The organism is Actinosynnema sp. NPDC049800 (assembly GCF_040656635.1).
Classification (GTDB): Bacteria; Actinomycetota; Actinomycetes; order Mycobacteriales; family Pseudonocardiaceae; genus Actinosynnema.
On the sequence record NZ_JBFAMT010000019.1, the window covers coordinates 110812 to 129140 of the forward strand.

General features: G+C 70.3%; 17 protein-coding genes and 1 pseudogene. 14 read left to right on the top strand and 4 right to left on the bottom strand.

Features of this window, described 5'->3' with window-relative positions; genetic code table 11:
* Nucleotide 1: 1 nt before the first annotated feature.
* From AB0I91_RS22885 to AB0I91_RS22905, 5 genes are read left to right on the top strand one after another with little or no spacing between them, the layout of a single operon-like run.
* On the top strand, nt 2-235 hold the full coding sequence (locus AB0I91_RS22885) for a hypothetical protein (protein WP_499611376.1): 234 nt from the start codon (nt 2-4) through the stop codon (nt 233-235).
* Entirely contained in the window at nt 235-1317 is a 1083-nt protein-coding gene (hppD, locus tag AB0I91_RS22890) for a 4-hydroxyphenylpyruvate dioxygenase (protein WP_499638646.1), read from the top strand. Before AB0I91_RS22885 ends, hppD begins: the two co-directional genes overlap by 1 nt.
* Nucleotides 1314-2222, top strand: a complete 909-nt coding sequence (locus tag AB0I91_RS22895; RefSeq protein WP_499611369.1) for a phytanoyl-CoA dioxygenase family protein — start codon at nt 1314-1316, stop codon at nt 2220-2222. The genes hppD and AB0I91_RS22895 overlap by 4 nt, the downstream gene beginning before the upstream one ends.
* Nucleotides 2210-3193, top strand: coding sequence for a thiamine pyrophosphate-dependent dehydrogenase E1 component subunit alpha (locus AB0I91_RS22900; protein WP_499638648.1), 984 nt, complete (start codon nt 2210-2212; stop codon nt 3191-3193). The genes AB0I91_RS22895 and AB0I91_RS22900 overlap by 13 nt, the downstream gene beginning before the upstream one ends.
* Nucleotides 3193-4161, top strand: a complete 969-nt coding sequence (locus AB0I91_RS22905; RefSeq protein WP_499611364.1) for an alpha-ketoacid dehydrogenase subunit beta — start codon at nt 3193-3195, stop codon at nt 4159-4161. The genes AB0I91_RS22900 and AB0I91_RS22905 overlap by 1 nt, the downstream gene beginning before the upstream one ends.
* A 209-nt stretch (nt 4162-4370) precedes the next feature.
* Here AB0I91_RS22905 and AB0I91_RS22910 read toward each other — a convergent pair.
* Nucleotides 4371-5003, bottom strand: a pseudogene (locus tag AB0I91_RS22910) (carbohydrate kinase family protein); the annotation flags it as partial.
* 236 nt (nt 5004-5239) lie between these two features.
* Between AB0I91_RS22910 and AB0I91_RS22915 the strand changes: the two are divergent.
* Nucleotides 5240-6529 (top strand): hypothetical protein, encoded by a 1290-nt coding sequence (locus AB0I91_RS22915; RefSeq protein WP_499638650.1) that lies wholly within the window; start codon nt 5240-5242, stop codon nt 6527-6529.
* Between the two features lie 451 nt (nt 6530-6980).
* Here AB0I91_RS22915 and AB0I91_RS22920 read toward each other — a convergent pair whose 3' ends face one another.
* Nucleotides 6981-8369: a KamA family radical SAM protein gene (locus AB0I91_RS22920; RefSeq protein ID WP_498781514.1), complete on the bottom strand. Its 1389-nt coding sequence runs from the start codon at nt 8367-8369 to the stop codon at nt 6981-6983.
* 114 nt (nt 8370-8483) lie between these two features.
* On the opposite strand from AB0I91_RS22920, the gene AB0I91_RS22925 reads away from it, so the two are divergent.
* The 4 genes from AB0I91_RS22925 to AB0I91_RS22940 all read left to right on the top strand — a co-directional run bounded on the left by AB0I91_RS22925 (nt 8484) and on the right by AB0I91_RS22940 (nt 12165).
* Nucleotides 8484-8966, top strand: coding sequence for an FxsA family protein (locus AB0I91_RS22925; RefSeq protein WP_499638652.1), 483 nt, complete (start codon nt 8484-8486; stop codon nt 8964-8966).
* A gap of 88 nt (nt 8967-9054) precedes the next feature.
* Nucleotides 9055-9600, top strand: a complete 546-nt coding sequence (locus AB0I91_RS22930; RefSeq protein WP_498781511.1) for an EF-hand domain-containing protein — start codon at nt 9055-9057, stop codon at nt 9598-9600.
* Nucleotides 9601-9661: 61 nt separating this feature from the next.
* Nucleotides 9662-10621 (top strand): TIGR03885 family FMN-dependent LLM class oxidoreductase, encoded by a 960-nt coding sequence (locus tag AB0I91_RS22935; protein ID WP_498781510.1) that lies wholly within the window; start codon nt 9662-9664, stop codon nt 10619-10621.
* The gene (locus tag AB0I91_RS22940; RefSeq protein WP_498781509.1) at nt 10618-12165 is read left to right on the top strand and encodes an alpha-amylase family protein; all 1548 of its coding nucleotides are present in this window, start codon (nt 10618-10620) and stop codon (nt 12163-12165) included. Before AB0I91_RS22935 ends, AB0I91_RS22940 begins: the two co-directional genes overlap by 4 nt.
* Here AB0I91_RS22940 and AB0I91_RS22945 read toward each other — a convergent pair.
* Nucleotides 12150-12818 (bottom strand): response regulator, encoded by a 669-nt coding sequence (locus AB0I91_RS22945; protein WP_498781508.1) that lies wholly within the window; start codon nt 12816-12818, stop codon nt 12150-12152. The genes AB0I91_RS22940 and AB0I91_RS22945 overlap by 16 nt on opposite strands.
* A complete protein-coding gene (locus tag AB0I91_RS22950) occupies nt 12815-14425 on the bottom strand; it encodes an ATP-binding protein (RefSeq protein ID WP_498781580.1) in 1611 nt (536 codons plus the stop codon). The genes AB0I91_RS22945 and AB0I91_RS22950 overlap by 4 nt, the downstream gene beginning before the upstream one ends.
* Before the next feature lie 122 nt (nt 14426-14547).
* Here AB0I91_RS22950 and AB0I91_RS22955 point away from each other — a divergent pair, with 122 nt between their 5' ends.
* The 4 genes from AB0I91_RS22955 to kdd form a co-directional block, all read left to right on the top strand.
* On the top strand, nt 14548-15525 hold the full coding sequence (locus AB0I91_RS22955; protein ID WP_498781507.1) for a Bug family tripartite tricarboxylate transporter substrate binding protein: 978 nt from the start codon (nt 14548-14550) through the stop codon (nt 15523-15525).
* Nucleotides 15522-16052 (top strand): tripartite tricarboxylate transporter TctB family protein, encoded by a 531-nt coding sequence (locus AB0I91_RS22960; RefSeq protein ID WP_498781505.1) that lies wholly within the window; start codon nt 15522-15524, stop codon nt 16050-16052. The genes AB0I91_RS22955 and AB0I91_RS22960 overlap by 4 nt, the downstream gene beginning before the upstream one ends.
* Complete coding sequence (locus AB0I91_RS22965) at nt 16045-17526, top strand: tripartite tricarboxylate transporter permease (protein WP_498781504.1); 1482 nt, start codon at nt 16045-16047, stop codon at nt 17524-17526. Before AB0I91_RS22960 ends, AB0I91_RS22965 begins: the two co-directional genes overlap by 8 nt.
* A 156-nt stretch (nt 17527-17682) precedes the next feature.
* On the top strand, nt 17683-18329 hold a 647-nt coding region (gene kdd / locus AB0I91_RS22970; protein WP_499638654.1), incomplete at its 3' end, for an L-erythro-3,5-diaminohexanoate dehydrogenase.

Below are 18329 nucleotides of genomic sequence, written 5' to 3' on the forward strand. Positions count from 1 at the left end.
CGTGAGCGGGCCGGCGCCGGGCCGGGACGAGGTCGTGGCGATGCTCGCCAGCCTCGACGGCAGGTCGGTGCGGGACGTCCCCGAGGGCATCGAGTCGATGGAGCTGGCCTGGCTGCTGCACCAGGTCGAGCAGCGCTACGGGGCGCGCGTGGAGCTGGACGAGGACCAGTACGGCCGGATGACCACCATCGACGGCGCGGTCGACGTGCTGCGGGAAGCGATCGGGGCGTCTTGATGCGGATCTCCGGCATCGACCACATCGAACTGTACGTAGGCGACGCCAAGCAGTCGGCGTTCTACCTGTGCACGGCGCTCGGGTTCCAGGTGCGCGGCCAGGGCGGGCCCGAGACGGGCCTGGGCGGGCAGCGCTCGCTGCTGCTGCGCCAGGGCGACATCCAGGTGGTGCTGACCTCCGGGCTGGACGCCGAGCACCCGGTCACCGAGTACGTGCGCCGCCACGGCGACGGGGTGGCCGTCGTCGGCATCGGCGTGGACGACGCGGCGGCGGCGTACCGGCTGCTGGTCGAGCGCGGCGCGCAACCCCTGTCACCGCCGAAGGCCTACGGCGAGGGCGAGCAGCGGGTCGTCGTCGCGGAGGTCTCCGGCTTCTCCGACGTCACGCACCGGCTGGTGGAACGGCACGGCGCGCGGCGCGAGTTCCTGCCCGGCGCGCTGGTCGTCGACGAGCCCGACCCGTACAGCGACAGCAAGCTGCTGCGCGCCATCGACCACCTCGCGATCTGCGTGCCCGCCGGGCGGCTGGACCCGACCGCGCGCTACTACGTCGACGTGTTCGGCTTCGAGCAGATCTTCGAGGAGCACGTGGAGGTCGGCGGGCAGGGCATGGACTCCAAGGTGGTGCAGAGCCCGTCCGGGCAGGTGACGTTCACGCTGATCGAACCCGACCCGGACCGCACCCCCGGCCAGATCGACGACTTCCTGACCTGGCACGCGGGCGCGGGCGTCCAGCACGTCGCGTTCAGCACCGACGACATCGTGCGCGCGGTCGGCACGCTGTCCGAGCACGGCGTCCGCTTCCTGGGCACGCCCGGCGCCTACTACGACTCGCTGGAGGACCGCGTCGGCCACCTGGACGCGCCGCTGGACGAGCTGCGCCGCCTGGGCGTGCTGGTCGACCGCGACCACTGGGGCCAGCTGCTGCAGATCTTCACCGAGTCCGTGCACGTCCGGCGCACGCTGTTCCTGGAGATCATCGAACGCCGCGGCGCGCTGACCTTCGGCAGCGGCAACATCCGCGCCCTGTACGAGGCCAAGCGCGGGGAACTGTCCGGCACCACCGCTGGGGAGGACGAGTGACCGAGGTGAAGGCGTTCGCGCTGACCGACCGGGAACGGGAGCTGCTCCCGACCGGCGACGAGGTCCGCTTCTTCGCCGAGCACGGCTGGTACCTGTCCAGGAAGTTGCTGTCCGACGACGAGGTGGACGAGCTGACCGCCGCCGTGGACCGCTACTACGAGGGCGAGCGCAGCCGCCACCTGCCCACCCGCCCGCCGCGCCTGGCCTACTGGGAGCCCGCGCACGGCGACGTGCAGCGGCACAACGACTACGTGCACTACGAGAGCGACGGCATCGCCAAGGCGCTGCTCAAGCCGATCATCGGCGCGGTGGCCGCGAGGCTGGCCGAGGCGTCGGAGATCCGGGTGTTCCAGTCGACCCTGATCTACAAGCCGCCGATCGCCGACGAGCCGTCCAACGTCGTGCCGTGGCACTTCGACAAGCACTACTGGTCGTCGTCGTCCTCCGACCGGATGCTGACCGCGTTCATCCCGTTCCACGACTGCGACGAGGAGCTGGGCACCATCACGATGGTGGACGGCAGCCACCGCTGGGAGGAGGTCGGGTTCGACGACAGCACCACGCGCCACTTCGCCGACCGCGACCACGACCACCTGGAGGACCTGCTCTCCGCCAACGCCGCCCACAACGGCGCCCGGGTGTCCAAGATCCCGATGATCATCCCCAAGGGGCACATGAGCTTCCACCACTGCCGCACCTACCACGGCAGCGCCGCCAACCGGTCGACCCGGCCGCGCCAGGCGATCTCGCTGCACCTGCAGGACGGCGACAACGCCTTCCGCGACTTCCGGCTCTCCGACGGCACCTCGGCGTTCTACAACCACGACTCGCTGGTGCGCCGCACGCCCGACGGCAGGCCGGACTACGCGGACCCGGAGTTCTGCCCGCCGCTGTGGCGCTCCTGAGCACGGCGGCGCACGCCGACCTGTACCGCGTGGTCCGGTTGATCCGCCGGTTCGAGGAACGGGCGGTCGAGCTGGTCCGAACGGGCGACGTCGTCGGCGGCATCCACCCCTACACCGGGCAGGAGGCCGTGGCCGCCGGGGTGTGCGCGGCGCTGCGGCCCGACGACCTGATCACCAGCACGCACCGCGGGCACGGGCACGTGCTGGCCAAGGGCGCCGACCCGAAGCGGCTGCTGGCCGAGCTGGCGGGCCGCGCCACCGGGCTCAACCGCGGCCGCGGCGGGTCCATGCACGCCGCGGACTTCCGGCTGGGCATCCTCGGCGCGAACGCGATCGTCGGCGCGAACGCCCCGATCACGGCGGGCGCGGCGTGGGCCGCCAAGCGGGCGGGCGACGGCCGCGTCGCGGTGAGCTTCTTCGGCGACGGCGCGGTCAACCAGGGCGTGCTGCTGGAGTCGCTCAACCTGGCCGCGCTGTGGCGGCTGCCGGTGCTGTTCGTCTGCGAGAACAACGGCTACGCCACGACGTTGACGGTGGCGGACGCGGTCGCGGGCACGATCACCGGGCGGGGCGAGGCGTTCGGCATCCCGTCGGAGACCGTCGACGGCATGGACCCCGTGGCCGTGCTGGACGCCGCGCGCACCGCCGTGGACCGCGCCCGCGCGGGCGGCGGACCGTCGTTGATCGAGTGCGTGACCTACCGGTTCGACGCCCATCACACGTGGGAACACCGTGCGCGGGTTCGGTATCGTTCTGAAGACGAGATCCTCAAAGGACGATCGCGAGACCCGTTGGAGATTCAGGGTTCCCGGTTGTCCGATGTGGACCGCGAACGGGTCGACGCCGCGGTCGAGTCTCTTGTGGACGATTCGGTGGAGTTCGCGTTGAGCAGCCCGCATCCCGACCCGGAGGGCGCCTTGGAGGACCTGTACGCCACCGGGTTGCGCGGTCGACCGGGGGACGGCCGCTGATGCCGTGGCTGTCCTACCGCAAGGCCCTCAACCGGGCGCTGGGCGACGAGCTGGCCCGCGACCCGGCGGTGTTCGTGCTGGGCGAGGACGTCCGGGTCGCGGTGTCCAACGTGACCGCCGGGCTGCTCGGCCGCTTCGGGCCCGAGCGCGTGGTCGACACGCCCCTGTCCGAGCAGGCGTTCACCGGGTTCGCCACCGGGGCCGCGCTGGCCGGGATGCGACCGGTCGTCGAGTTCCAGATCCCGGCGCTGCTGTTCCTGGCGTTCGAGCAGATCGTCAACCAGGCGCACAAGTTCTCGCTGATGACCGGCGGCCAGACCGCCGTGCCGGTGACCTACCTGGTGCCCGGCTCGGGGTCGCGCGTCGGTTGGGCCGGGCAGCACTCCGACCACCCCTACGGCCTGTTCGCGCACGCGGGCGTGAAGACCGTCGTGCCCGCGACGCCCGAGGACGCCTACGGGCTGGTGGTGTCCGCGATCCGCGACGACGACCCGGTGGTGGTGTTCGCCCCGGCCGGGGCGTTGGACGTGCGGGTGGACGTCGACTTCTCCACGCTGGCCCCGGTGCCCCTCGGTGCGGGGCGCGTGCACCGAGAGGGCTTGGACGTCACGGTCGTGGCCATCGGCCACCTCGTGCACGACGCGCTGGCCGTGGCGGATGAACTGGCGGGGGAGGCGTCCGTGGAGGTGTTCGACCCGCGCACCGTCTACCCGTTCGACTGGGACGGGCTGGCCGACTCCGTGCGGCGCACCGGGCGGCTGGTCGTGGTGGACGACGCCAACCGGATGTGCGGCGTCGCCGCCGAGGTGCTGGCCACCGCCGCCGAGCGGTTCGACCTGACCGCCCCGCCCGTGCGGGTGACCCGGCCGGACGGCGCGGTGGTGCCGTTCGCGCCCGCGCTCGACCGGGCCGTGCAGCCCGACCGCGACCAGCTCGCGACCGCTATCCGCAAGGTGCTCAAGGACTGACCGTGGGAGGCCCGCCGTGCCGCTCGACCCCCAGATGGCGCAGCTGCGCGCCCGCCGCGTCGCCGACGGCGTGCCGCCGCTCTACACGCTGACCGTCGAGCAGGCCCGTGCCGCCGACCTGGCCGCCGTCCGGACGGGCGTGGCCGAGCCGGGGGGGGCCGGGGGGGGCCGCCCCCCCCCCCCACGGCCAGCGCGCCCTCGGCGCCGAGCGTGGCGACCGCGGGCTTGCTGAGCGACTTGAGGAACACCAGCAGCGCGTCGCGCTCGGCGAAGGCGTCGTCGTTGAGGAAGACGCGGTCGGCCGCGTCGAGGAAGTCGCGGTGGAACCCCGCGACGCCGTCGTAGTCGTGCAGGTCGCACCACACCGGCACGCCGGCCGCACGGGCGGCGGACAGCAGGGGGCGGGCGTGCTCGGCGAGGTCGATCACCGCCGCGTCGGCCGCCGCGAGCGCGGCCAGCGCGCGTTCGTCGTGCTCGGCCTGGCGCAGCCGGGGGAGTTCGAGGTAGATCGACACGCGCCCGCCGTGCGGGTCCATCAGGTTGAGGTGCTGCTCGGTGGCGGTGTCGACCACCTCGGCGATCACCTCGACCCCGGCCCGTTCGAGCACGTCGAGCACCGACCGGCCGGCCTCGTCGTCGCCGACGACGGTCCGCAGCGTGACGTCAGCGCCGAGCGAGGCGAGGTTCAGCGCCTTGCCCGCCGACGTGCCGCCGACCGCCACGCGGTGGCCGGTCGCGAACACGGTGTGCGGCCTGGCCTGCGGCAACCGGTCCAGCAACACCAGTCGGTTCCACGACACCGGCCCCGCGACGAACACCTTCGGCTTGTGCATGAGCGCCATTCTGAGGCGTGATCAACACATCGGCCAACGACGGGCAAGCGCGGCTGCAAGTCCTGTCATGTTCGCGTCTATAGCTTCAGTGTTGACTAAAAATAAAGAGCGGTCCTCACGTGCTCCGCGATATAAGGAACATGATCGACTCAATCCACCACCAGCTCCGGGAAGGCTGCTCGATGCCACGGAACAGCAAGTTACTGAGACGTTTCCTCGTGCCCGTCGCCACCACCGTCACCACGGTGGGCTCGCTCGTCCTGATCGCACCACCGGCCGTCGCCGCCGAGACCGACGTGCCCTGCGACCCGTCCGCGCTGGTCGCCGCCGTCGCCGCGGCCAACGCGTCGGCTGTCCCGGACACCTTGTCCCTGGCGGCGAACTGCGTCTACACGTTCACCGCGCCCGCGGTGGCGGAGGGGGAGGACGGGCTGCCGGCCATCGCCGGGAAGCTCACGATCCACGGCAACGGCGCCACCATCGCCCGGGCCGCGAACGCGCCGCGGTTCCGGCTCATCTCCAACTGGGGCGATCTGAGCCTCGACCACGTCACGCTCACCGGCGGCCATGCCCCGGACGCGGTCGGCACTGACTCCTACGGGGAGGGGAACCAGGGCGACTCGGGCGGGGCCATCCAGAACTGGGGTCCGCTGACCATCAGCGACAGCGTGCTGACCGGCAACGCCGCCGGCGCGGGTGCGCCCGGTGCGGACGCGACGGCCACGAGCGCGCGCGCCGGTCGCGGTGGGCTCGGTGGTTCCGGCGGCGCCATTTCCTCCTACGGCTCGACCTCGGTGCCGCTGACCATCACCGACAGCACGATCACCGGCAACTCCAGCGGCCCCGGTGGTCGCGGCGGCAACGGCATCGGCCAGGTGGCGGGTGGCCGGGGCGGCTCGGGCGGCTTCGGCGGAGGCGTGCACACCGTCTCCGGCACCGCGCTGCGGATCAGCGGCGGCATCGTCCGCGGGAACGCCGCCGCCGACGGTGGCGTGGGCGGATCCGGTGGCGTCGACGGCGGTGGGGGAGGGGACGGCGGCAGCGGTGGTACCGGCGGTGGGGTGGACGTGGGCGGCCGTGAGGGCCAGGCGTTGAGCCCGTCCGTCACCGGTGTCGTGATCACGGCCAACCGGGCCGGCCGGGGTGGTGACGCCGGCGCTGCGGGGCCCGGCGGCTACGCCGGGTTTGCCGGTTTCGGCGGCAGCGGAGGAGGGGTCGCCGTGTACCGCGAGACCCTCACCCTCGCCCGCGCCAGGATCACCAACAACGCCGCGGGCGAGGCGGGGGCGGGTCTGTCACCGTTGCCGGGCTCCGGCGGCGGCATCGACACCCTGTACGCGCACGTCACGTTGGTCAACGGGACCGTGGTGACCGCCAACCGGCCGAACAACTGCGACTCCGCGGTCGACGTGCCCGGCTGCACCAACGTCCCGGTCGCCGTCCGGGTCCAGCGCACCGATGGCGCAGCTGGTCGGAACCTCCAGGTCGACGACCACGCCCGAGTGTCTCGGGTCGCGTCGGTGACAGTGAGGTAGTCGAACCGCGTCCCGCCCGAAGCACGCACGCTTGGTCAGCTCGATATCTTCAGTGTTGACTGAAAAGAAGTCTCCAGTCGCACCGTCGCCAAACTGCACATCGAGCCACGAGCACACAACCCGCTCAAGGCGACGCAGGGGAGTGGTGGACGCCCCGCCGGTGCTCCCGGCGGGGCCGCGGCCTGGCCTGCGGCAACCGGTCCGGCAACACCAGTTCGCGGACGGGCGGACGCGGCGACACCGCACCTGGGCACCGGAGATCGTCCCGGCGGTGTGGTCGTCAGGCGGAGTTCTTCCTGGGTGTGGTCGGCCAGGCAATCCGCAGGCCGACCACACCCAGTCTCTTTATCTTCTCAATGACTTCAGTGTTGACCAAAATTAGATACACTCGGTGTGACGTACGCAAACACGCCACCCCAAAAAACAGCAAGGAGACCCGGGCGGACCGGGGCTACGCCTGCTCGGACCACCAGCGGCGGCCGGTTTCGGGCAGGGTGGAGATCGGGTCGTAGTAGGGGTAGCGGCGGTCGAGGGCCTCGGGGTCTTCGAGTTCGATGCCGGTGCGGTAGTTCTTGGTCCAGTAGGAGATGCCGAGTTCGCGGTCGTACTCGTGGAGCTGGTGGACCCACCTCTTGCCGACGTACGGGACGTCGCAGACGATGCGCGGCGTGGCGTAGCCGGGCAGGTAGCCCATGATCGCGTGCTGGAGTTCCTGAGCTTCCCAGACGGCGACGCGCCAGTGCTCGGCGTTGGGGATCATGTCGCACATGTAGAAGTAGTACGGCAGGATGTTCGCTTCGCCCTGGAGCGCGAAGCAGAGGTCGAGCAGGTCTTCCGGGGTGGCGTTGACGCCCTTCATGAGCACGCCCTGGTTGCGGACGTCGCGGACGCCGACTTCGAGGGCGGTGCGGGCGGCTTCGGCGACGAGCGGTGTGACGGTCTGGACGTGGTTGACGTGGGTGTGGATGGCGAGGTTGACGCCGCGGCGGCCGGCGGTGCGGGCGACGCGTTCGAGGCCTTCGACGACTTTGGGTTGCAGCCAGTGCTGGGGTAGTCCGGCGAGGGCTTTGGTGGCGAGGCGGACGTCGCGGACGGTGTCGATGTCGAGCAGTCGCATGAGGAACGACTCGAGTTGGGGCCAGGGGACGTTGGCGACGTCGCCGCCGGAGACGACGACGTCGCGGACGCCGGGTGTGCGCTTGAGGTAGTCGATCATCTGTTCTTGGCGGTCGACGGGCTTGAGCGCGAGCTTGTGCTTCTGGACCTGGGGCGTGGAGTTGCCGACGAGGTCCATGCGGGTGCAGTGGCCGCAGTACTGGGGGCAGGTGGAGACGAGTTCGGCGAGGACTTTGGTGGGGTAGCGGTGGGTGAGGCCTTCGACGACCCACATCTCGGCTTCGTGCAGTGAGTCGCGGGCGGAGTGGGGGTGGCTCGGCCAGTCCGGGTCGCGGTCGGATCGCACGGGGATCATGTAGCGGCGGATGGGGTCGGCGAAGAAGGCTTCGGTGAACGCCTCGGGGTCGAGTGGGGCGTCGGGTGCCATGGTGTTGATCATCTGGGGTGGCACGAGCATGGACATGGTGGCGGATTGCTGCTGGTCGGCGGCCAGTTCGTCGTAGAACCGGTCGGTGAGCAGGTCGCCCATGAGGGTGCGCAGTTGTTTGGGGTTCTTGATGCAGTTGGCGCGTTGCCACTGGGCGTCGCGCCATTGGGTGTCGGTGGTGTCGCGCCAGCCGGGGAAGCGGCGCCAGTCGGGTTCGACCAGCTCTTGGCGCACGTAGGTGTAGGGCTGGAGGTCAGCCCTGGGCTGCGTGGGTGTGACCTCGTGCAGCGCAGTCATCCATGCTCCCTGTCGGTCGAGTGGCGTGAAGATATGCTGCCAGATGGCGGGTTGGCCGTAAATATTTCGACAGGGAGCGTTTCGGGGCGTTCGTGCGTTGGGTTGGGTATGCGTGTGTTCGCGGTACTGCTGGTGGGCCTGGCTGTGGAGGTCACCGCTCTGGTGGCGGCGTTCGGGGCGTGGGGTCTGTTGCCGACCCTGGGTCTGCTGGTGCTGGGCGGGGTGGTGGGTTCGGTGTTGATGCGTCGTGAGGGGTCGCGGGCGGTGGCGGCGTTCTCGGAGGCGTTGCGGACGCGTCGGGCGCCGCATCAGGAGATCGCGGACGGTGTGCTGATCGCGGCGGCGGCGTTCTTGATCATCGTGCCGGGGTTCGTGAGCGACGTGGTGGGGTTGTTCCTGTTGTTCCCGCCGACGCGGCGGTTGTTGAGCAGGCGGATCGCGCGGCGTGCGGAGGAGCGGGAGCGGGCGATGGTGTTGAACGTGCGGTACGGGCAGCACCCGATGGCGGGTGGTGTGGTGGTGGACGGCGCGGTGGTGGACGGTGATGTGGTGGAGGTGCGGCCGGAGTCGTCGTCGGATCGGCCGGAGTTGACCTGATCGGGTGTGGGGGGCGGTTTCGCGCTGCCGGGCCGGTGGGGCGGTTCCTAGGCTTCGCCCTGGTTCGTTCCCAGGGAGAGGTGTGGTCATGTCGGGTGATCTGCGGTTGGACAACGTCGACCGGGCGTTCGCGGTGTTCGACGTGGACGGTGATGGGGTGATCGGCTGGGAGGACTTCTCGGCGGCGGCTCGGGGTGTGGGTCGGGAGTTCGGGTTGGGGGTGGAGTCGCCGGAGGTGCGGAGCCTGGTGGCGGCGTACCGGGCGGTGTGGGAGTACGTGGTGGGGGCGGATCTGGATTCGGACGGTGTGGTGGACCGGGGTGAGTTCCGGGCGGCGCACGAGTCGGGTCGGGTGTCGGCGGGTGGGTTGGTGGAGAAGTGGTTGGTGGTGTCGGAGCGGACTTTCGAGTTGGCGGATCGTGATGGTGACGGTCTGCTGGACGGGAGTGGGTTCGCGGGGATCTACCGGGGTGCGGGGGTGACGGATCCGCAGGTGGCGGCGATCGCGTTCGCGGGGATGGACGTGGATGGCAGTGGGCGGGTGGATCGGGCGGAGTTCTTGGCGAACGTGCGGGGTTTCTTCACGGCGGGGGATGCGTCGGTGAAGGGCTCGCGGATGCTGAGCGAGGGCTGAGCGAGGGCTGAGGGTGTCGGTCGGGGTGTTGTCGGGGGGTGGCTTGGGTACGTGAGACGGCATGACCGTCATCGGTGTGCACGCGTCTCATGAGCAGGTTCACCCTTCCGCGTTGTTGGCGGCGGTGCGGCGGGCGGAGGAGGTGGGGTTCGACGCCGCGATGTGTTCGGACCACTTCTCGCCGTGGAGTGCGCGGCAGGGGCAGAGCGGGTTCGCGTGGTCGTGGTTGGGTGCGGCGCTGGAGGCGACGGGGTTGCCGTTCGGGGTGGTGAACGCGCCTGGTCAGCGGTATCACCCGGCGGTGATCGCGCAGGCGATCGGGACGTTGGGTGCGATGTACCCGGGTCGGTTCTGGGCGGCGTTGGGCAGTGGTGAGGCGAGCAACGAGCACGTCACGGGTGGGGGTTGGCCGCGCAAGGAGGTGCGGAACGCGCGGTTGTCGGAGTGCGTGGAGGTGATCCGGGCGTTGTTGGCGGGGGAGGAGGTCAGTCACGACGGTCTGGTGACGGTGGACCGGGCGCGGTTGTGGACGAGGCCTGACGAGCCGCCGTTGTTGGTCGGTGCGGCGGTGAGCGAGGAGACCGCGCGGTGGTGCGCGGGGTGGGCGGACGGGTTGATCACGGTGAACGCGTCGGCCGAGCGGTTGGAGCGGGTGGTGGCGGCGTACCGGGACGCGGGTGGTCGGGGGAAGCTGCACCTGCAGGTCCACTTGAGTTGGGCGGACACCGATGAGGAGGCGCGGTCGATAGCGCACGAGCAGTGGCGGAGCAACGTGTTCGGGCCGCCGGTGTGCTGGGACCTGGAGACGGCGGAGCACTTCGACGTGGTGTCGGAGCACGTGTCGGTGGAGCAGGTGGCGGGTGTGGTGAACGTGTCGTCGGATCTGGGGTGGCACGCGAAGGCGATCCGGGAGTACGCGGAGTTGGGGTTCGAGGAGGTCTACCTGCACCACGTGGGGCAGGAGCAGGAGCGGTTCCTGGATGCTTTCGGTGAGCGGGTGCTGCCGGAGGTGCGGTCGTGAAGTTGACGAGGACCGCGGATCTGTGGTGGAAGAACGCCGTCGTGTACTGCTTGGACGTGGAGACGTTCCACGATTCGAACGGTGACGGGTTCGGTGATTTCCGGGGGTTGATCGACAAGATCGACCACTTGCACAAGATGGGTGTGACGTGTTTGTGGTTGATGCCGTTCTTCCCGACGCCGGATCGGGATGACGGTTATGACATCACGGATTTCTACGGGGTGGACCCGCGGTTGGGGACGTTGGGTGATTTCGTGGAGTTCGTGCGGACGGCGCGTGACCGGGGGATGCGGGTGATCGCGGATCTGGTGGTGAACCACACGTCGGACCAGCATCCGTGGTTCCAGGCGGCGCGTGATCCGGGTAGTCCGTTCCACGACTGGTACGTGTGGGCGGACGAGCCGCCGGCGGACGCGTCGGAGGGGGTGGTGTTCCCGGACAAGGAGAAGTCGTTGTGGACGTACGACCGGAAGGCGAAGCGGTATTACCTGCACCGGTTCTACCGGCACCAGCCTGATCTGAACGTGGCGAACCCGGCGGTGCGGGACGAGATCGCGCGGGTGATGGGGTTCTGGATGGAGTTGGGGTTGTCGGGGTTCCGGGTGGACGCGGTGCCGTTCTTGTTGGAGGCGCCGATCGAGGCGTTGCCGGATCCGCACGACTACCTGGCGGATTTGCGGGCGTTCTTGTCGCGGCGCAACGGCGAGGCGATCCTGTTGGGTGAGGTGAATCTGCCTTATGCGGAGGCGATGGCGTTCTTCGGCGGGTCGGACGGTGTGGGCGACGAGTTGCACATGTGTTTCGACTTCATCGGGATGCAGCAGATGTACTTGTCGTTGGCGCGGGGGGACGCGAGTCCGTTGACGCATGCGTTGAAGGAGCGGCCGAGTCCGCCGCGGGATTGTCATTGGGCGACGTTCGTGCGCAATCACGACGAGTTGACGTTGGACAAGTTGACGGAGCCGGAGCGGCAGGAGGTGTTCGCGGCGTTCGGGCCGGAGGAGGACATGCAGCTGTACGGGCGTGGGTTGCGGCGGCGGTTGCCGTCGATGCTGGGCGGGGACCTGGCCCGGATCAAGATGGTGTACAGCCTGTTGTTCTCGTTGCCGGGGACTCCGGTGTTGTTCTACGGCGAGGAGGTCGGGATGACGGAGGACCTGTCGCTGGAGGGTCGGTTGGCGGTGCGGACGCCGATGTGGTGGGACGCGGTGGACGAGCAGCGTGGTGATCCGGGGTCGTTGTTGGGGTGGACCCGGTTGTTGGTGGAGCGGTATCGGGAGTGTCCGGAGTTGGCGTGGGGGACGTTCACGGCGATCGACACGGCGGTGCCGTCGGTGTTGGCGCACCGGTGTGAGATCGACGGTGGTGTGGTGGTGGCGGTGCACAACTTCGCGGGTGAGGACGTGTCGGTGGAGGTGCCGAGGGTGGAGGGTGTGCTGACGGATCTGTTGGTGGACGGGACGGTGGAGCCGGGGAAGGACGGGACGGCGAGGGTGGAGTTGGGTCCGTACGGGTGTCGGTGGTTCCGTCAGGTGAGGCGGTAGCCGTGGGCGGGTCGGTTGGCCATGCCGTAGCGGGGTAGGACTTCGGCTTTGCCGGTGGTGACGAGGTGTTCGAGGTAGCGGCGTGCGCTGACGCGGGAGAGTCCGGCGCGGTCGCCGACTTCTTGGGCGGAGAGGTCGTGGTCGGTGGTCTTGAGGGCGTCGACGACGAGTTTGAGGGTGAGGGGGGAGAGTCCTTTGGGGAGGGCGGCGCGGGGTCGGTGTTGCAGGAGTTGGTCGACTTCGTCCTGGTCGAGCCAGGGGCCGAGGCGTTGGACTTCGGTGCGGCGGGTGAGGTATTCGCGCATGCGGTCGAGGAACGCGGCGCGGGTGAAGGGTTTGACGAGGTAGTGGTCGACGCCGCGGGACATGGCTTGGCGGACGGTTTCGCGTTCGCGGGCGGCGGTGACGGCGATGACGTCGACGGGTGGTCCGGGTCGGGTGCGGAGTCGGGCGAGGACGTCGAGGCCGGAGATGTCGGGGAGGTGGATGTCGAGGAGGACGAGGTCGGGGCGGAGGGTGTCGACGGCGCGGAGGGCTTCGCCGCCGCCGTGTGCTTCGCCGACGACGGTGAAGTCGGGGAGGGCTTCGAGGAAGCCGCGGTGGACGGCGGCGACGGCGAAGTCGTCGTCGACGACGAGGGTGCGGACGGTCATCGGGCGGCCTCCGGAAGCCAGACGTCGAACGAGGCTCCGCCGAGTTCGGAGTCGGTGAGGTGGACTTGTCCGCTGCGTCGGGTGACGACGCGGGAGACGAGGGCGAGGCCGATGCCTCGGCCGTGTGCGCCTCGGGGTGCTTTGGTGCTGACGCCGAGGGTGAAGATGCGGGTGCGTTCGGTGTGGTCGATGCCGGGTCCGTCGTCGTCGACGACGACGCGGACGCCGGTGGTGTCGGAGTGGACGAGGACGCGGACGGTGCCGCCGGGGTCGACGGCGTCGACGGCGTTGTCGACGAGGTTGCCCAGGACGGTGAGGGCGTCGTCGCCGGTGCGGGTGTGGATGGTGGTGGCGGGGTCGAGGCGCAGGGTGACGCCGCGTTCGTGGGCGGTGGAGGACTTGGCGAGCAGGAGTGCGGCGAGGGCGGGGTCGGTCATGGCGCCGCCGATGATGTCGGAGGTGGCGGAGCCGGTGCCGCCGACGCGTTCGATGTAGGCGACGGCGTCGTCGCGTCGGTCGAGTTCGACGAGGCCGCTGATGACGTGCAGGTGGTTGGTGAATTCGTGGGCTTGGGCGCGGAGGACTTCGGTGACGGTGCGTTGGCCGTCGAGTTCGCGCAGGGCGTCGTGGAGTTCGGTGCGGTCGCGGAGGGTGAGGACGACGCCGACGGGGCGGCCGTGGGTTTTGGCGGTGGTGCGGTTGGCGACGAGGACGCGTTCGCCGGCGAGGACGAGGCGGTCGGAGACGTCGTCGTGGGTGCGGGCGAGGTCGAGGAGGCCGCCGTCTTCGAGGATGGTTTCGGCGGGTTGTCCGGTGGGGTCTTCGGTGAGGTCGAGGAGGCGGAGGGCTTCGTCGTTGACGAGGACGAGGCGTTCGTGGTCGTCGACGGCGACGACGCCTTCGCGGATGCCGTGGAGCATGGCGTGGCGGGTTTCGAGGAGGTGGGCGATCTCGTCGGGTTCGAGGCGGAAGGTGCGTTTGCGGACCATGCGGGTGACGAGGGTGGCGCCGAGGACGCCGACGAGGGCGGCGGCGGCGAGCCAGCCGATGAGTTCGGGGAGGTCTTCGGCGAGGTCGGCGGCGAGTTCGCTTTCGAGGATGCCGACGGAGGCCATGCCGATGATGGCGCCGGTGGTGTCGCGGATGGGGACTTTGGCGCGGAGGCTGGTGCCGAGGGTGCCGGTTTCGGTGCCGACGAAGACGTGGCCGGACAGGGCGGTGCTGGGGTCGGTGGAGACGGGTTCGCCGATGCGGTCGGGGTCGGGGTGGGCGTAGCGGCGGCCGGTGCGGTCGGTGACGACGACGTAGGTGACGCCGGAGGCTTTGCGGAGCAGTTCGGCGAGGGGCTGGATGGTGGCGGCGGGGTCGGGGGAGGTGAAGGCGTCGACGACGGTGGGGAGGCGGGCGACGCTTTCGGCGACGGAGAGCATGCGGTCTTTGTAGGCCTCGCGGATGCGGTCGCTTTGGAGTTTGGCCGCCAGGAGGCCCGCGGTGCAGGTGGTGGCGAGGACGATGACGACCTGCAGGACGAGGAGGGTGACACCGAGGGGGACCGAACGGCGGCGCATGGCAGAGCATTCTGGCCCAACGCGTGTGAGCCCGGCCACGACCAAAACGACCAATACGTGTTTTACGACCTTTGCGCCTGGTTGGGGTGGGTGTGCTCCTACCGTTCCGGCCCACTGGAGCGACAGTGCTGCGGTGGTGGTTTGCGAACGTGGAGGACCCGATGGCTGGACGGCACACCCGACTTCTCGCGGCGGTGGCCGCCGCGGGCCTGGTGCTCGCGGGGTGTGGGGGCGGTGGCGGCGCGAAGGGCGACGACATCGGCAGGTTGGAGATCATGGCGCCGGCGGATCCGGGGGGTGGGTGGGATCAGACGGCGCGGGCGATGCAGGCGGCGATCGACGGGGCGGGGCTGGCCGATTCGGTGCAGGTGAGCAATGTCGGTGGCGCGGGCGGCACGGTGGGGTTGCAGAAGTTGGCGACCGAGCGGTCGGAGAGCTTCCTGATGGTGACCGGGCTGGTGATGGTCGGCGCGGTGGAGACCAACGGGGTGGACAAGCGGTTGGAGGACACGACGCCGATCGCGCGGTTGACCGCGGAGGACGAGGTGGTGGTCGTGCCCGCCGATTCGCCGTATCGGACGATCGAGGATTTGTTGGCGGCGGTGGACGCCAAGGGCCAGGGTGTGACGATCACCGGTGGTTCGGCGGGCGGCACGGACCACATCCTGGCGGGGATGTTGTTGCAGGCGTTGGAGATCGATCCGGCGAAGTTGAACTACGTGCCGTACTCGGGTGGTGGTGAGTCGTTGGCGGCGTTGTTGGGCGGGAAGGTCGACGCCGGGATCTCGGGTGTGGGCGAGTACGTGGAGCAGATCAAGGCGGGCAAGCTGCGGGCGTTGGGCACGTCGGGGCCGAAGGAGCACCCGGAGTTGAAGGTGCCGACGTTCAAGAAGCTGGGCACGGGCGTGGAGCTGATCAACTGGCGTGGGGTGGTGGCGCCGGGGTCGATCTCGGTGGCGGCGAAGGACCGGCTGGTCAAGGTGGTGACGGACATGCACGCGAGTCCGCAGTGGCAGGAGGAGTTGGCGAAGAAGGGCTGGACGGACACGTTCCAGACCGGGCACGACTTCTCCACGTTCCTGACCATGGAGATCGGCCGGATCAAGCCGGTGTTGCAGGAGATCGGCCTGGTCAAGTGACGTCTGCGGACACGAACCCGGCGCCGGGGGCGGCGCGGTCGGCGAAGGTGGAGGAGTACGTCTTCGCCGGCCTGGTGGTGGCGTTGGGCGTGTTCACGCTGGTGGACGCGACCACGATCGCGACGCGGGGTTCGCTGGGCGCGGTGGGGCCGCGCGCGTTCCCGTACGCGGTGGGGGCGTTGCTGGTGGCGACGGGGGTGGCCACGATCGTGGCCACCCTGCGTGGCCGGTTGGGCGCGGCGGAGGACGCGGAGGACGTGGACTCCACCGTGCGCACGGACTGGGTGACGGTGGCGAAGCTGGTCGCGGTGCTGGTGGCGCACCTGGTGTTGATCGACGTGGCCGGGTGGCCGGTGGCGGCGGTGGTGCTGTTCTTCGGCGCGGCGTGGTCTTTGGGCGCGGTGTGGTGGAAGGCGCTGGTCGTCGCGGTGGTGTTGGCGCTGGTGGTGCAGGCGCTGTTCGCGTCGGGGCTGGGGTTGTCGCTGCCGGCCGGGGTGTTGGAGGGGGTGCCGTTGCTCGATGGGTAGCCTGACCGCTCTGCTGGAGGGTTTCGCGACCGCCGCGCAGCCCGAGTACCTGCTCTACGCCCTGCTGGGTGTCACCCTGGGCACCGCGGTCGGGGTGTTGCCGGGCATCGGCCCGGCGATGACGGTGGCGTTGTTGCTGCCGTTGACGTACTCGCTGGAGCCGACCGCCGCGTTGATCATCTTCGCGGGCATCTACTACGGCGGCATGTACGGCGGGTCGACCACGTCGATCCTGCTCAACACGCCGGGCGAGTCGTCGTCGGTGGTGACGGCGCTGGAGGGCAACCGGATGGCGCGCGCCGGGCGGGGCGCGGCGGCGTTGGCGACGGCGGCGATCGGGTCGTTCGTCGCGGGCACGATCGCGACGATCCTGCTCACCGCGGTGGCGCCGGGCATCGCGGAGCTGGCGGTGCGGCTGGGTCCGGCGGACTACGTGGCGTTGATGGTGGTGGCGTTCACGACGGTGGCGGCGCTGCTGGGCGCGTCGCCGGTGCGCGGGTTGGCGTCGTTGGGGCTGGGCCTGTTCATCGGCCTGGTGGGCACGGACACGTTGACGGGGCAGCAGCGGTTCACGCTGGGTGTGCCGACGTTGTCCGACGGCGTCGACGTGGTGGTGGTCGCGGTGGGGGTGTTCGCGGTCGGCGAGGCGCTGTACGTGGCGGCGCGGCTGCGGCACGGCCCGGTCGAGGTGGTGCCGGTGGGCGGGAAGTGGATGACCGGCGAGTTCTGGCGGCGGTCGTGGAAGCCGTGGCTGCGCGGCACCGCGATCGGGTTCCCGATCGGCACCATCCCCGCGGGCGGCGCCGACGTGTCCACGTTCCTGTCGTATGCGGCGGAGAAGAAGCTGTCCAAGCGGCCGGAGGAGTTCGGGAAGGGCGCGATCGAGGGTGTGGCGGGGCCGGAGGCGGCGAACAACGCCGCGGCGGCCGGGGTGCTGGTGCCGCTGCTGACGCTGGGATTGCCGACCACGGCGACGGCGGCGGTGATCGTGGCCGGGTTCCAGAGCTACGGCATCCAGCCGGGTCCGCTGCTGTTCACCAACGACTCGGCGCTGGTGTGGGCGTTGATCGCGTCGCTGTACATCGGCAACGTGATGCTGCTGGTGCTGAACCTGCCGTTGGTGAAGATCTGGGTGAAGGTGCTGCAGATCCCGCGGCCCTACCTGTACGCGGGGATCCTGCTGTTCGCGGCGTTGGGCACCTACGCGGTGAACTTCGTGGTGGACGACCTGGTGGTGCTGCTGGTCATCGGGGTGGCGGGGTTGTTCATGCGGCGGCACGGCTATCCGGTGGCGCCGTTGGTGGTGGGGCTGATCCTGGGTCCGATGGCCGAGGAGCAGGTGCGCCGCACGTTGCAGATCAGCGAGGGCGACCCGGCGGCGTTGGTGACCAGCCCGTTCGCGGCGGTGGCCTACGGGCTGTTGGCGGTGGCGCTGCTGGCGGCGGTGGTGTCGCGGGTCCGTCGCCGGGCCTGACCGTCGTCCGCGTGCCCGGCCCCAGGGCGATCCCACCCTGGGGCCGGGCACGGTCGTGTTCGGCCCAGCACCACCCCCGGAGCGTGTCCCTTGCGGAATCTCGCCCGTTCACGTGAAGATATCCCGGTCCAGACGCCTGTCGACCGGAGGATTTCCATGACGTCGCCGTACGGGCTGCACCGCGTCCTCGAACCCGCCGGGGTGCTGCCGCAGCAGGCCCTCCGGCTGGACGCCACCCCCGTGTGCGGGCCCGACGAGGTCCTCGTCGACGTCACCCGGCTCAACCTCGACGCCGCCTCCTACCGGCAGCTGCGCGAGCGGCACGGCGTCGACGGCGTCCGCCGCGCCGTGCTGGACATCGTCGCCGACCGCGGCAAGATGCAGAACCCCGTCACCGGATCGGGCGGCATGCTGCTGGGCACGGTCCGCGAGGTCGGCCCCGACTCGCCGCTGGGCCTGCGCGTGGGCGACCGGATCGCGACCCTGGTGTCGCTCACCCTCACGCCGCTGCGCATCACCGACGGCCTCGCCGCGTGGGACGGCGCCGACGAGCAGGCGCCGTGCGAGGGCACCGCGGTGCTGTTCGGCCGCTCCATCGCCGCCGTGCTGCCCGACGACCTGCCCGAACCGCTGGCCCTGTCGGTGCTGGACGTGTGCGGCGCGCCCGCGTTGACCGACCGGGTCGTGCGCCGCCGGGACGCGCCGTCGGTGCTGGTCCTGGGCGGCGGCTGCAAGTCGGTGTCGCTGTCGCTGGCAGCCGCCCGCCGCGACGGAGCTTCCCTGCTCGTCGCCCTGGTTCCGAC